Source organism: Acinetobacter sp. KB005 (assembly GCF_049949095.1).
GTDB classification, from domain to species: domain Bacteria; phylum Pseudomonadota; class Gammaproteobacteria; order Pseudomonadales; family Moraxellaceae; genus Acinetobacter; species Acinetobacter calcoaceticus.
In genome coordinates this window covers 2,464,668-2,478,579 of record NZ_CP188191.1, presented here as the reverse complement: position 1 = coordinate 2,478,579, position 13,912 = coordinate 2,464,668, and the positions used below count along the sequence as shown (strand labels likewise).

Here is a 13,912-nt window from a genome sequence, read left to right as displayed (position 1 = left end):
ATAATCAACACCATATAAATACCAGATGGTAAATAAAAACCCCATCACACCCATTATTTTTTAATTTTATAAAGATAGAAAAATCATTTGTTTTCTTTATATTAAAAAGTAAACAAATCGAGATAAATTAGAAAAACTTAATAGATTTTTTATTTTATTCATGATATTTATTAACGCTGAATAAAAGCAATGACTAAGTAATTGTTGGTGAAACAAAATGCTATTCAGGGATGCTTCTTATTCAGCAAGTTACGAATATGTTTTACATGGTATGTATTTTGCTTAGGAAAAGCAGACATATTCGACAAACTTTTTTTACTTTCGTCACTTCATAAGGATATTTTCGATGTTGACTAAAACTGTTAAATCTTTAGGTTTAGCGATGGGCTTATTGGCCTGCTCTCTCCCACTTTACGCAAAAAACAATGTAGTTGTTGTTGCCACTGGCGGTACTATCGCAGGTGCTGGTGCAAGTTCAGCAAACAGTGCAACTTACACTGCTGCGAAAGTCCCAGTTGATGCCTTAATTAATGCAGTTCCACAAATCAAAGATTTGGCGAATGTAACTGGTATTCAGGCATTACAGGTCGCTTCTGAAAGTATTACTGACAAGGAATTATTACAAATTGCTCGTCAAGTAAATGAGCTGGTAAAAAAACCATCTGTTAATGGTGTTGTGATTACTCACGGTACAGATACTTTAGAAGAAACAGCATTTTTCTTAAATCTGGTTGTTCACACTGATAAGCCGATTGTTATTGTTGGTTCAATGCGCCCTTCAACTGCTCTTTCAGCAGATGGCCCACTTAACCTTTATAGTGCAGTTGCTTTAGCAGCTTCTGATGATGCAAAAAATAAAGGCGTTATGGTTCTCATGAACGACTCTATTTTTGCTGCGCGTGATGTAACTAAAGGCATTAACATTCACACAAATGCTTTTGTTAGCCAATGGGGTGCTTTAGGTACATTAGTTGAAGGCAAGCCATACTGGTTCAGACAGTCTGTAAAACGTTTTACAAATGCTTCAGAATTTAATATTGAAAATATTAAAGGTGATGCACTTCCAATGGTACAGATCGTTTATGGCTCAGACTCTATGCTTCCAGATGCTTATGAAGCATATGCAAAAGCTGGCGCTAAAGCGATTATCCATGCAGGTACTGGTAATGGTTCAGTTGCGAATTATATCGTACCAACTTTACAAAATCTTCACGACAAGAACGGTATTCAAATTATTCGCTCATCACGTGTTCAACAAGGTTTTGTAGTTCGTGATGCAGAACAACCTGACTCTAAATATGGCTGGGTAGCAGCACATGATTTAAATCCTCAGAAAGCACGTCTTCTTGCAGCATTAGCTCTTACCAAGACTACCGATGCTAAAGAAATTCAACGCATGTTCTGGCAGTACTAAGTTTTTCAACCAGCTCAAACCTAGAAGTTTGGGCTGGTCATATTTTATAAAAATAATGTCTTTTATATTAAATCTGTACAATAGATGTTCAACTCATTCTTCTTAAATAATAAAATCCTTAACAGTTTGCCAAAATATTAACCATTTCCTTTTAACTTTGCGTGTTAAACTATGCTGCGGTCGCATTAAGGATTGGTTTATGCAGTTTGTTCATCTAGGTATTTATACAGAATTTTCGATTACAGAGTCGATAGTTCGCATACCTGACTTGGTCAATGCTGCGGTTAAAGACCAAATGCCTGCATTGGCATTAACTGATCTCTCTAACCTCCATGCGGCGGTAAAGTTTTATAATTCTTGTTTGAAAAAAGGAATTAAGCCGCTTTTAGGTAGCACAATTCGCCTTGATGATGCTCAACATCGTGTCACCTTACTTGCAATGAGTGATATTGGGTGGAAAAGTCTGACCGAAATCGTTTCACGCGGTTTTATTGAAGGACAACAGCTCAGTATTCCATGTGTACAAAAAGAATGGGTACTTGAACAGCATCAAGACATTATCGTTTTACTTGGCCAGCATAGTGATGTTGGTCAGATGCTTTGCTCATCTAACCCTCAAAAAGCTGCTCCCCTTTTAGAAGCATGGCTCGAAAAGTTTGGTAACCGTGTTTATCTTGCTTTAACACGTACTGACCGTCCCGGTGAAGAAGACTTTATTCAAGAAGCAGCTAAGCTTGCTGCTCAATATAATGTTGGTGTAGTTGCACATAATGATGTGCACTTTGTAGAAAAAGAAGATTTCGAGGCACACGAAGCACGTGTTTGTATCGCTGATGGTTATGTATTAGCAGATAATCGCCGTCCACGGACGTATAGCCCAGAGCAGCACTTTAAAACCTCAGATGAAATGATCGAGTTGTTTTCCGATATTCCTAGTGCTATCGAGAACACCTATCATATTGCCAAACGCTGCAACGTTAAACTACAACTCGGTACTTACTTTTTACCTGACTATCCAATTCCAGATGGTTTTACCATCGACACTTATTTTGAACATTTATCAAAAGTAGGTTTGGAAGAGCGCTTAAATTATCTTTACCCTGTTGAAAAACGTGGTGAAGATTGGCCAGAGATTCGTAAGCCTTACGATGAACGAATTGATTATGAAGTCGGTATTATCCTGAAAATGGGTTTCCCAGGATACTTCCTCATCGTCATGGACTTCATTCAATGGGCAAAAAATAATGGTGTTCCTGTAGGGCCAGGTCGTGGTTCAGGCGCGGGTTCTTTAGTCGCATATAGCTTAAAAATTACTGACCTTGATCCACTTCGTTACGATCTACTCTTCGAACGTTTCTTAAACCCAGAACGTGTATCGATGCCTGACTTTGACGTCGATTTCTGTATTGCCGGACGTGACCGCGTCATTGACTATGTATCGCGTACTTATGGTCGCGAAGCCGTTTCACAAATTGCAACTTTCGGAACCATGGCAGCAAAAGGTGCAATCCGTGACGTTGCGCGTGTATTAGGTAAATCTTACGGTTTAGCTGACCGTATTTCAAAAATGGTGCCTACCAAACCGCTCGGTGTGGACTTAGCCACCGCTATTGATATGGAACCTCAGCTTAAAGATATTGTGACCAACCCATCTAACCCAGATAACGACGATGCAAGCGAAATCTGGGAAATGGCATTAAAGTTAGAAGGTGTAACCCGAAATACTGGTAAACATGCCGGTGGTGTAGTCATTGCACCAGGTAAAATTACCGATTTCTCGGCTGTACTTTGTGATGCAGATGGAACAAACCGTGTTGCTCAATATGATAAAGACGATGTAGAAGCAGCAGGTCTGGTCAAGTTCGACTTCTTGGGTTTACGTAACTTAACCGTTATCGAAGACGCGATCCAAAATATTAATAAAAACCGCGACAGTAATGATCAGCTGAATATCTTGCATGTTCCTCTAGACGACGCTAAAGCATATTCTGTCTTTGCCGATGCAAATACGACAGCGGTATTCCAGTTTGAATCCGTCGGCATGAAACGGATGCTTAAAGAAGCACGTCCAAGTAAATTCGAAGAAATTATTGCGTTCGTATCATTGTATCGTCCAGGTCCAATGGACCTTATTCCTGACTTTATTCACCGTATGCATGGTGGAGATTTTGAATATCTCCATCCCCTTCTTGAAGGTGTATTAGAGCCAACATACGGGATTATGGTTTATCAAGAACAGGTGATGCAGGCTGCACAGATCTGTGCAGGTTACACGTTAGGCGGCGCAGACTTATTACGCCGTGCAATGGGTAAAAAGAAACCTGAGGAAATGGTTAAGCAACGCCAAATTTTCCTAGAAGGTGCTGCTGAAAAAGGTATTGACGAAAGCACAGCCAACCATATCTTTGACTATATGGAAAAGTTTGCAGGATATGGTTTTAACAAATCTCACGCCGCTGCTTATGCACTCGTTGCCTACCATACAGCATGGTTGAAAGCTCATTACCCTGCTGAGTTTATGGCAGCCGTCATGACATCGGAAATGCAAAACACCGACAGTGTTGTATTCTTGATTGATGACTGTCGAAATAATAATCTTGATGTCTTACCACCATCGGTCAACATGTCGACTTATCACTTCCATGCGAGTAATGATAAAACGATTGTTTACGGCTTAGGTGCAATTAAAGGCGTCGGCGAACAAGCAATGCAGTCAGTTATTGACTCTCGTCGACAATATGGCCCTTATACAGATCTATTCGATTTTTGCCATCGTATTGATTTAAAGAAAATCAATAAACGTACTCTTGAAGCTTTAATTCGTGCGGGTGCACTCGATTGCTTAGGTATTGAACGTGCAAGCTTAATGGCTCAATTGCCTGAAGCTGTTCAAGCTGCTGAACAAGCTCGAAGTAACCGTGAAAGCGGTATTATGGATTTATTTGGTGAAGTTGAAGAAGTTCAGCGTAAGCCAGCTAAACCTGTAAAACCGTGGAGCGATGAAGTTCGTTTAAAAGGCGAAAAAGATACGCTTGGTTTATATCTAACAGGCCATCCAATTGACGTTTACCGACAAGAACTCAAAGCATTTATTCCTGTAAAACTAAATGAAATTACAGCTACGCGTCGTGGCGTTACTACGGTTTATGCAGGTTTGGTCATTGATGTCGCAAACTTCCCGAACCGAGTTGTTATTGTACTAGATGATGGTACGGCACGTATTGAAGTCAGCTGTAACCATGAGCGCTTCCAACGTTTTAAAGATATCGTTCAAGTGGAACGTGTTGTAGTTTTCGAAGGCGAAATCTATGAGCGAGAAGGCTTTGATCGTCCAATGGGACGTTTAACCAAAGCTTTCACCTTAAATGAAATAAGACAAAAACGTGCTAACAGTATTCAAATCAAATTAACAGAAGAGTTCATGCAACCAACATTGGCAAAAGATTTGCAAAACATGATCTTGCCATTTTGCAATGTAGATATGCATCAACATATCGCTCTACAGTTACAGATTGATCAACCCTATGCTCAAGCCGAGCTTCTGTTTGGTCCGCAATGGAAAGTCGCTCCTCTAGATGAATTACTTGCTAAGCTCAGAGATTATTTTGGTAAAGATAATATTTATATTGAATATCAAGTAAAGTCGAAAGCGGCTAAAGCAGCAGACCCTGTTCGTCCACATGCTGTTGCCTCTCCTCCTGCGGGTATGTCTATGGACGATGCATTGGATTTATACCAAAGCGAAGTTTCTCAATATTCGTAATTTCTGGAAATCTTATGAGTTCGTTTGACCACACCACCGTGTCAAAACAATTAGCACAAGTGCGTATTGTCATGGTAAATACAACTTTGCCTGCTAATATTGGCAGTGCTTTACGTGCCATGAAGACAATGGGACTAATTAAATTAGTTCTCGTAGCACCCAAAACATATCCTCATCCAGATATACAAGCACTTGCTGCTGGTGCCCAAGATTTATTTGAGCACCTTGAGATTGTAGATACCCTAGAAGATGCAATTAAAGATTGCCATTTGGTTTTTGGAACAAGTGCACGTAGTCGCACCATTCCTTGGCCTTTACTGGATGTGCGACCTGCAGCTAAAGAAGCCATTAAAGCAACCGCTCAAGGACAACAAATTGCAATTGTTTTTGGTCGTGAAGACCGTGGTTTAACTAATGAAGAATTAGCACTGGCAAATTACCATTTAACGATTCCTGTAAATCCGGACTATGGTGTACTAAATGTTGCGCAAGCGATTCAAGTCGTATGTTATGAGCTTCGCATGTCTGCTCTGGAACAAGACCAAGTCGACCAGAATGTAGATGAAATGCCATTAGTGCAAGGCCAAAGCATGCAATGGGATGAACCTTTGGTTACTCAGCAACAAATGGAAGAGTTTTATCCTCATCTAGAAAAAATGCTGACTGAAATTGAATTTTTAGATCCAGAGAATCCACGTTTATTGCCTTTGCGCTTGCGTCGTTTGTTTGGTCGTATACAATTAGATCGTATGGAATATCATTTACTTCGCGGTATTTTTAGTCGTGTACAAGCTCTAACCAGTGGTAAATGGAAAAAAGCATTATCTGACAAGGAGGATCAACCCAATGCTTAAACAGCTTAAAGAAGATATAAAGGCTGTATTTGCGCGTGATCCTGCTGCCCGCAATACACTCGAAGTTCTTACGACTTATCCTGGCATTCATGCAATTATGATGCATCGTGTTGCACATGAATTATGGCAAAAAGATTGTAAAGGTGCAGCTCGCCTACTTTCGTCATTTAGCCGTTTTGCCACAGGAATCGAAATTCATCCGGGTGCTAAAATCGGTAAGCGTTTTTTTATTGATCATGGCATGGGTGTTGTGATTGGTGAAACTGCTGAAATTGGCGACGATGTTACGCTTTATCATGGTGTTACCTTAGGTGGTACAACATGGAAGACTGGCAAGCGCCATCCAACTTTAGAAGACGGTGTGGTTGTTGGTGCTGGTGCAAAAATTTTGGGCCCATTCACGGTAGGTAAAGGCGCTAAAGTCGGTTCAAATGCTGTAGTGACTAAAGCTGTTCCTGCTGGTGTGACTGCTGTAGGAAACCCTGCTCGCTATATCTATAAAGATACCGACAAGAACCAAGATAAAGATGAAGAACGTCGCCGTGATTATGCACAAAGTATTGGTTTTGCCCCATATGCGACAACTGCTGATCAGTCAGATCCTATTTTAGAAGGTATGCGCGTTTTGCTTGATCGTATTCAGCACAATGAAACGCGTATGAATAATTTATGCCAGCGTTTATCAGAGCTAGACCCTAGCTTCAAAAAAGAAAGCCAAGATGAACAGCCTTTTAGTGATGAAGAGCTAAAAATACTTGAAGAAGTTCGTCGTGAATGTGGCGCACAAAACAAGATATCAAAAACGTAATATTCTTGATTCATAATGTAACACGCTTACCCTTGCATGTCGGTTTAGCTTTTCCTAGACTTACCAGTACCAAATCTGACTTTACTAAAATGAACGGAAGATCCTATGAATTTTAAGCCTTTGGCATATATCATCCTTGCGACCTCAAGTTTAACAGCTTGTACAATGGCACCCGTAAAAGAACAAAAAATTGAGCCTTTTGTTTTCAAGGAACCAGAGCTTACTCCTCCTTTTTATGCACTAAATCCTTTTAACTATGATCAACCGCCAGCATTTGAAGTTGCGTTAAAAGAAGCTGCTGCACAGCCGGTAACGAAAATGGTGGTTAACCGTCAAGATGATCCAACCAAACAGCTTACTCTCGACACCAATAAACTGATTGTTCCGACTGTAAATAACACACAGCGTTCAATGAAATATGCAGTTTTAGCTGGCGAGAATGAAATTGACGTTACAAGTATTGATGACTTCTTACAGTTAGTGGAAGGCAAAGCACGTCACTACCCACCTCGCTTTACTGACCGCCAAGAACGTAAAGGCTTCGAAAGTAAACTTAAAGAAGTAACACAGCAACTTGATACACTTGCTGCAAATGAAAATGCATCATTTGATATTTTACTTCGCGCGTTTAAAGCAAGTGTTCTTGCACGTAACCTTGATTTAGGTACTGTTCATACCACTAAATCTTTAGAATATGCTCAAAGACTTTTAAAAATTAATCCAGATGATGCGGAAGCAAACTTCTGGTTCGGTTTTGGCTTATCTGAAGGTGGTGGTCAACGTGAAGCCATTCCATATTTAGATAAAGCAATTAAAGGTAATGTTCAAGAAGCATATCTAGCTGCTGCAAATAACTATATTGCAATGGAGCAGAAGAAAAATGCGATCCAAACGCTTAAAAACTATAAAGTTAAATATCCAGATGAAGCGGAAATTGCTGATCGTTTAATTCAAGAAATTGAAAAACAAGGCCGTTGGAACGTATGGCAAGTTTTAACGAACCCTGCAATGTCTGCAACTACTCCTAGTACAACACCAAAAAAATAAGCTTAATTTTATAAAAAAGGGCTGTTTTGACAGCCCTTTTTTTATTTGATCATTTGAAAAATATTTTAAAATTTGTATGATCTACCTACCATTGAGCCACTAAATTTTGACCATAATGTTTTCAATAAAAAGAAGCAAAACAGTATTGACGGTCATACTACTCGGTTCAATTCTGAGTGGTTGTCAGGTCGTTAATGTTAAACAGCAAGCTTTGAATGTAACTATTGCAAATGAACGTAATAGTATTCTTACGCAAGATAAACTCAGCGAAGCAAGTCTGAATGTTTTATCAATGTCTGGTCAGGAAGCTAAGGTTTGTACTGACACACCTGATAACTGTGTAAATCAACTCAAAAAATTACCTCAAATTTTAGATGAACAGTTCTTATCAGCTGCAAGTGAAATGTATTTGGCAAAAGCAATGGCTTTGTCAGATTCATCTAATTGTAAGGTTAGTAGATTTACTAAACATAAGTCTGAAGAAGAACAAACCAATATTCAGAACAAATATGATGATTGTTTAGACCAGCAATTAAATTTACTGGATAAAAGTATTCGTTATAGTTACGCCTATTTGTTTTCAACGAAGCGTCAGCCTACTGACCGTATTTTTGATAATAGACAAGTTCAGATTCGTGACTTCTATAATCAGGCAATTGCCAAAATGGTCGGTGTTTATGATTTGAGACACCCTCAAAAAAATGGTGTTGAACCCCAAATTCATATTGGTAAAAGTGTCTATTCGATTGATTTTGAATTTCATAGACAGTTAACGGGTCAAAAATTAGAAAAATTAATTTCAAGTTATAACTTAAATTTTTCGGGCTTAAGAACCATTAACCGCCGTGATGGTTTTGGATCTGAATTTGTAGCGGTTTTTCCGAGTTCAGGAAAAGAAGATATTAATGAGTATATTTTAGACCCACTTAAATACAATTATAAAAATGGCGTTAACCCAAATATTCATCATGCACGTTATTTGGCTGCAACGATTGTAGCTGAACCAAAACATGCGACCACCGTTGAAGAAATTATTAATAATCCTGAATTCGTGATTCGGGTTTACGATCCATACCGGACCGACAATATTAGTGTAGCAGGAAAACAATATCCTCTAGCAGCCAACTTTTCCGCGCCTTACGGCTTATGGTTAGCTGAAAATAATTTAGGTGTCGCGGCTTATTTAAGCCTGATTGATCGTGATCAGCACTTGACCATGCCACACCTATATATGCTTGAACCATACAATCCAAATAAAAAAATTATTGTATTAGTCCATGGGCTCGCAAGTAGTCCTGAGGCATGGATTGCTTTGACTAATGATGTTATGGGTGATACGGTTTTAAGAGATAATTATCAAGTTTGGCAAGTTTTCTATTCGACTAATATGCCGATTCTGGAAAGCCGTTTCCAAACTTATGCCCTTCTTAAGCAAGCTTTTGGTTCTTTAAACCCTAATGATCATGCTGCACATGATGCCGTACTGGTTGGACATAGTATGGGAGGTATTATTAGCCGTTTACTGGTAAGTGATGGCGATATTACCAAGCCTGCTTTAGAGCTAATGACGACACGTCAGCAAAACCGCTTTAAGAAACATCCAATGGTTACTGAACGATTGCAAATGCATTCAATCAATAATTTTGATCGTGCAATTTTCTTGGCTTCTCCTCATCGAGGTACAGATTATGCAGATCGCTGGTTTACATTAGCAGCGCGTAAAATTATTCGTCTACCTGGTGCTTTTTTATCAGCTGTAGCAACTTCACTCACAACCGAAAATTTAGATGTTAAAGATTTCTTGAGTAATATTGATAGTGGTTTGATTCAAAATGGTCCAAGCGATTTGAGCCATCAGTCCAAATTTATGGAACTCACAGAAAATATTAATCCTCATAAGGGCTTGGTTTTCCACTCAATTATGGGCAATATCACCAAGAGCGATGATCCAAACGTAATTACAGATGGTATTGTTCCGTATAAAAGTGCTCACTTAGAAGGTGCCAAATCTGAGAAGGTTCTTCCAGGTGGACATTCAATTCAGTTAACGCCGCAAGCCGTTTTAGAACTGCGTCGTATTTTACGAGAGCATTTAGTCGAACATGGTTTATATAAACCATAAAAATAAAAAGAGCCAAAGGATAACCTTTGGCTCTTTTGTTTCTGGATCTAAATTTTATTGTCCAGAACGGATGATGTAATCAAATGCAGAGAGTGATGCTTTAGCGCCTTCACCTGTAGCAATAATAATTTGCTTGTACGGAACCGTAGTACAGTCACCCGCAGCAAACACACCTTTCACATTGGTTTCGTTGCGATCATTTACAATGATCTCGCCACGGTTGGTTAACTCAAGCTCACTGTCTTTCAAGAAGTCAGTGTTTGGCAATAAACCAATTTGTACAAAGATTCCTGCAAGCTCAACCACATGCTCTTCATCAGTCGCACGGTCTTTATATTTAAGTCCAGTCACTTGTGATCCATCGCCTAACACTTCAGTACTTAAGGCATTCATAATCACAGTGGTGTTTGGCAAGCTATGCAGTTTGTTTTGCAAGACTTGGTCAGCACGAAGTTTGGTGTCGAACTCAACTAAAGTCACATGTTCAACAATCCCTGCAAGGTCAATTGCAGCTTCTACACCCGAGTTACCACCACCAATCACGGCAACACGTTTGCCTTTGAACAATGGACCATCACAGTGTGGGCAGTACGCGACACCACGAGTACGGTATTCAGCTTCACCCGGTACATTCATTTCTCTCCAACGTGCACCTGTTGAAAGGATTACTGTTTTAGATTCAAGCTTTGCACCGTTTTCGAGTTCAACCTCAACCAGACCATTTGCTGTTTGATCTGCACCAACGATTTTGCTGACACGTTGCAGGTTCATGATATCAACATCATATTCACGAACATGTGCTTCCATTTCAGCAGCAAACTTAGGACCTTGAGTTTTTTGAACAGACGTGAAGTTTTCAATGTCCATGGTATCCATGACCTGACCACCAAAGCGTTCAGCCACGATACCTGTGTTAATGCCTTTACGTGCTGCATAGATGGCAGCTGTTGCACCCGCAGGTCCACCACCAATCACTAACACATCAAACGCATCTTTGGCATTAAGCGCTGCTGCATCTTTTTCAGCTGAGTTAGTGTCAAGTTTTGCCACAATCTCTTCAAGGGTCATACGACCTTGACCAATGTGCTCATTGTCTTGGAACACCATTGGAACAGCCATGATTTTGCGTTGTTCAACTTCGTCTTGGAAGAATGAACCATCGATCATGGTTGCAGTTGTGTTCGGGTTATAAATCGCAATCAGGTTAAGCGCCTGTACCACGTCCGGACAGTTATGACAGCTTAGTGATACAAACACATCAAAGTCAGCTTTAAGGTTTAAACCTTTTATCTGGTTGAGCACTTCATCAGACACTTTAGGAGCATAACCAGACACCTGTAACAGCGCCAAGATCAAAGATGTAAACTCATGGCCCATCGGTAAGCCAGCAAAGAACACACGAGGTTGTTCACCTGCTTTAGCGACACCAAAGCTTGGACGACGTGTATTGTTACCATCAAAACGGGCAGTGACCTTGTCAGAAAGTTCAGCAATTTCGGTAACCAGCTCTTTAATTTGAGCAGCTTTATCTGATTCATCCAAAGCAGCAACTAATTCGATTGGACTTTCTAAACGTTCTAAGTAAGCTTTTAATTGAGTTTTAATGTTTTGATCTAACATCTGTTTTTACTCCAATGCATCCAAATTCTTTCAATAGATGCATAGTACGTTAAAACACAGAATAGGTAAAACAGTATGTTTTTATAGATTTGATCGGTTTTTTAGATTTAATTATTATTCACTTCAATCAAAAAAAGCCAACCTGAACTCATCCAGCGCAGGCCGGCAAACTGGTTAAACTAGAGTAACACCACGCCAAATACAGCCCCAGCAATCAAGACATGTAAGGGATGAACCTTTTTAATTAAAGATAATAAAGTTGCAACGACGACCATAATGACAAGTAAAGTATTTATTGCAGCCGCCTCAGAAATAATCCACGCACTGGCAAGCACAGTTCCCACAGTGACGGGTTGTAAAGCAAGCTGTAAAACACGTCGCCATTTCTTATCTTTAAATTTTGACCAACCTCTCATTACAAATACAGTAATAATAGATGAAGGTAGAAATTTGGCGGTTGATGTCACAAGTAAACCCGATAGCCCTGCTACATGCCATCCCACCAACGGGACAATCATCATGTTTGGACCAGGGGCAGCTTGGGCCATGGCAAATAATGCACTAAATTCTTGTGCCGTCATCCAGTGATGAATATCGACCACTTGGCGTTGCATTTCAGGCAAAATTGTATTGCCGCCACCAAATGCAATAAGAGACAATTGAGTAAAAATGATGGCTAAAGTAAGTAGAACTGCACCCATTACACACGTCTCCAAATAATAGTTGAATAAAGTGCCAACAAAATCAGCATGGTCAAAAGCAAGGAGATTTTTAGAAAAGCAATGCTAACAATTGCTGCCACGACAACACACATCGCTATTGGGTTACGTAATAATGGTTTCAACATTTTTAAGCCGGTTGCCACCAGAAGCCCTGCTGCTGCTGCTCCCAGCCCTTCAAAAAGATGCTTAACCATTAAATTGTCTTGGAACTGCTCATAGACATAATGTAAAAGTACAACAATTATCGTAGGCGCAAGGATCAAGCCAATCAGTGAACTTACCGCTCCACGGACACCGCGAAACTCCATGCCAATCGCAACAGATAAATTAATGATATTGCCGCCCGGTAAAAATTGACACAGACCCAGTAATTCAGTGAATTTTTCAGGACTTAGCCACTGTCTCTGCTCTACAACGACTTTTCGTGCTAAAGGCAATACGCCACCAAATCCGATTAAACCTAATGTTAAAAAACCTAAAAATAGTTCTGTGCAGCTCGGTACACTCTCCTTCTGCACGGCAATTTCAACATGGTTCATTTTCGTTACTTTTCACTTTATCTGACCAAGATAGAATGATACTTTTATGACATATCTACAAATGCTTTTATTTTCTTTAACCATACCCTAAAGGTATTTCTATGCTAGATTTGCACAAGCTTCATGCCTTTGTTGTGGTTGTTGAAGAAAGAAACATTACCCACGCGGCAAACCGATTATTTATTCAACAGCCGCCATTAACACGTTTACTCAAAAAACTGGAAGAAGAGCTCGGAACACAATTGCTTGTTCGGCAACCACGTGGGATTGAACCAACTGAAGCAGGTTTAGCACTATTTAAAGAAGCACAAATTTTATTAGAGCATGCCAAACATATTCCTAAATTAGTTCAAGATGTCAGCCAAGGTAAAACAGGACAACTCAATATTGGTTTTACAAGTTCTGCAGGCTTACATCCACTGATTTCATTAGTATTGCGCTCCTATCGGGAAATATATCCAGGGGTACAAACCAAACTTGAAGAAGCAGGTAGCCAAAAGCAATTAGATCGGTTAATCTCGGAAAAACTTGATATCGCCTTTTTAAGAGCCCCGATTAGTCGTGATATTGGGTTAAAACATCTTCATATATTAGATGAGCCAATGATGGTGGCATTGCCTATAGGACATCCACTTACGCAAAAAGAAAAAATTAGTTCAAGTGACTTATCAGATGAAAATTTTGTTTTATACCGTCGTTCTTCAGGACAAGGTTTATATGACAACATTTTATATAGCTGCTACCAAGCGGGTTTTAGCCCACGTATTATTCAGGAAGCGCCTCGACCTACCGCAACATTAAATTTAGTCGCTGCTGGAATTGGTATAACTATTGTACCGGCCTCAATGCATAACTTCTGGGACCATGAAATTGTTTATCGCGAATTTGATAGTTCAATAAAACTTAATGCTCCTCTTTACTTGATTACAAGAGAAAATGAAAATTCAGCCAAAGTTTCAAACTTTATTAATTTATTACAAAAATTATTACCAACAATTACGTAACCAAAAAATTACTCAATAA

General features: G+C 39.6%; 10 protein-coding genes. 7 read left to right on the top strand and 3 right to left on the bottom strand.

Annotated elements, in window-relative coordinates; all coding sequences use genetic code 11:
- The first annotated feature begins 346 nt into the window (after positions 1–346).
- The 6 genes from ACPF64_RS11900 to ACPF64_RS11875 all read left to right on the top strand — a co-directional run bounded on the left by ACPF64_RS11900 (position 347) and on the right by ACPF64_RS11875 (position 10,008).
- On the top strand, positions 347–1,414 hold the full coding sequence (locus tag ACPF64_RS11900) for a type II asparaginase (protein ID WP_005041275.1): 1,068 nt from the start codon (positions 347–349) through the stop codon (positions 1,412–1,414).
- A 199-nt stretch (positions 1,415–1,613) separates the two neighbouring features.
- Positions 1,614–5,177 (top strand): DNA polymerase III subunit alpha, encoded by a 3,564-nt coding sequence (dnaE, locus tag ACPF64_RS11895; protein WP_005041278.1) that lies wholly within the window; start codon positions 1,614–1,616, stop codon positions 5,175–5,177.
- A gap of 14 nt (positions 5,178–5,191) precedes the next feature.
- The gene (locus ACPF64_RS11890; protein ID WP_231763576.1) at positions 5,192–6,031 is read left to right on the top strand and encodes an RNA methyltransferase; all 840 of its coding nucleotides are present in this window, start codon (positions 5,192–5,194) and stop codon (positions 6,029–6,031) included.
- A complete protein-coding gene (cysE, locus tag ACPF64_RS11885) occupies positions 6,024–6,839 on the top strand; it encodes a serine O-acetyltransferase (protein ID WP_017390494.1) in 816 nt (271 codons plus the stop codon). The genes ACPF64_RS11890 and cysE overlap by 8 nt, the downstream gene beginning before the upstream one ends.
- 105 nt (positions 6,840–6,944) lie before the next feature.
- Entirely contained in the window at positions 6,945–7,886 is a 942-nt protein-coding gene (locus ACPF64_RS11880) for an ABUW_2363 family tetratricopeptide repeat lipoprotein (RefSeq protein ID WP_005041285.1), read from the top strand.
- A 115-nt stretch (positions 7,887–8,001) separates the two neighbouring features.
- Positions 8,002–10,008, top strand: a complete 2,007-nt coding sequence (locus ACPF64_RS11875; protein ID WP_426453458.1) for an esterase/lipase family protein — start codon at positions 8,002–8,004, stop codon at positions 10,006–10,008.
- Positions 10,009–10,062: 54 nt separating this feature from the next.
- On the opposite strand, the gene ahpF is transcribed toward ACPF64_RS11875, so the two are convergent.
- The 3 genes from ahpF to ACPF64_RS11860 form a co-directional block, all read right to left on the bottom strand.
- The gene (gene ahpF / locus ACPF64_RS11870) at positions 10,063–11,628 is read right to left on the bottom strand and encodes an alkyl hydroperoxide reductase subunit F (protein ID WP_151744621.1); all 1,566 of its coding nucleotides are present in this window, start codon (positions 11,626–11,628) and stop codon (positions 10,063–10,065) included.
- A 179-nt stretch (positions 11,629–11,807) separates the two neighbouring features.
- Positions 11,808–12,329: a chromate transporter gene (locus ACPF64_RS11865; RefSeq protein ID WP_133974002.1), complete on the bottom strand. Its 522-nt coding sequence runs from the start codon at positions 12,327–12,329 to the stop codon at positions 11,808–11,810.
- Positions 12,329–12,889 carry a chromate transporter gene (locus ACPF64_RS11860; RefSeq protein WP_426453454.1) on the bottom strand — a complete coding sequence of 187 codons (561 nt, stop codon included), beginning with the start codon at positions 12,887–12,889 and terminating at the stop codon, positions 12,329–12,331. The genes ACPF64_RS11865 and ACPF64_RS11860 overlap by 1 nt, the downstream gene beginning before the upstream one ends.
- A gap of 101 nt (positions 12,890–12,990) precedes the next feature.
- Here ACPF64_RS11860 and ACPF64_RS11855 point away from each other — a divergent pair, with 101 nt between their 5' ends.
- Positions 12,991–13,893: a LysR family transcriptional regulator gene (locus tag ACPF64_RS11855; protein WP_005041297.1), complete on the top strand. Its 903-nt coding sequence runs from the start codon at positions 12,991–12,993 to the stop codon at positions 13,891–13,893.
- The last annotated feature ends 19 nt before the right edge of the window (positions 13,894–13,912 follow it).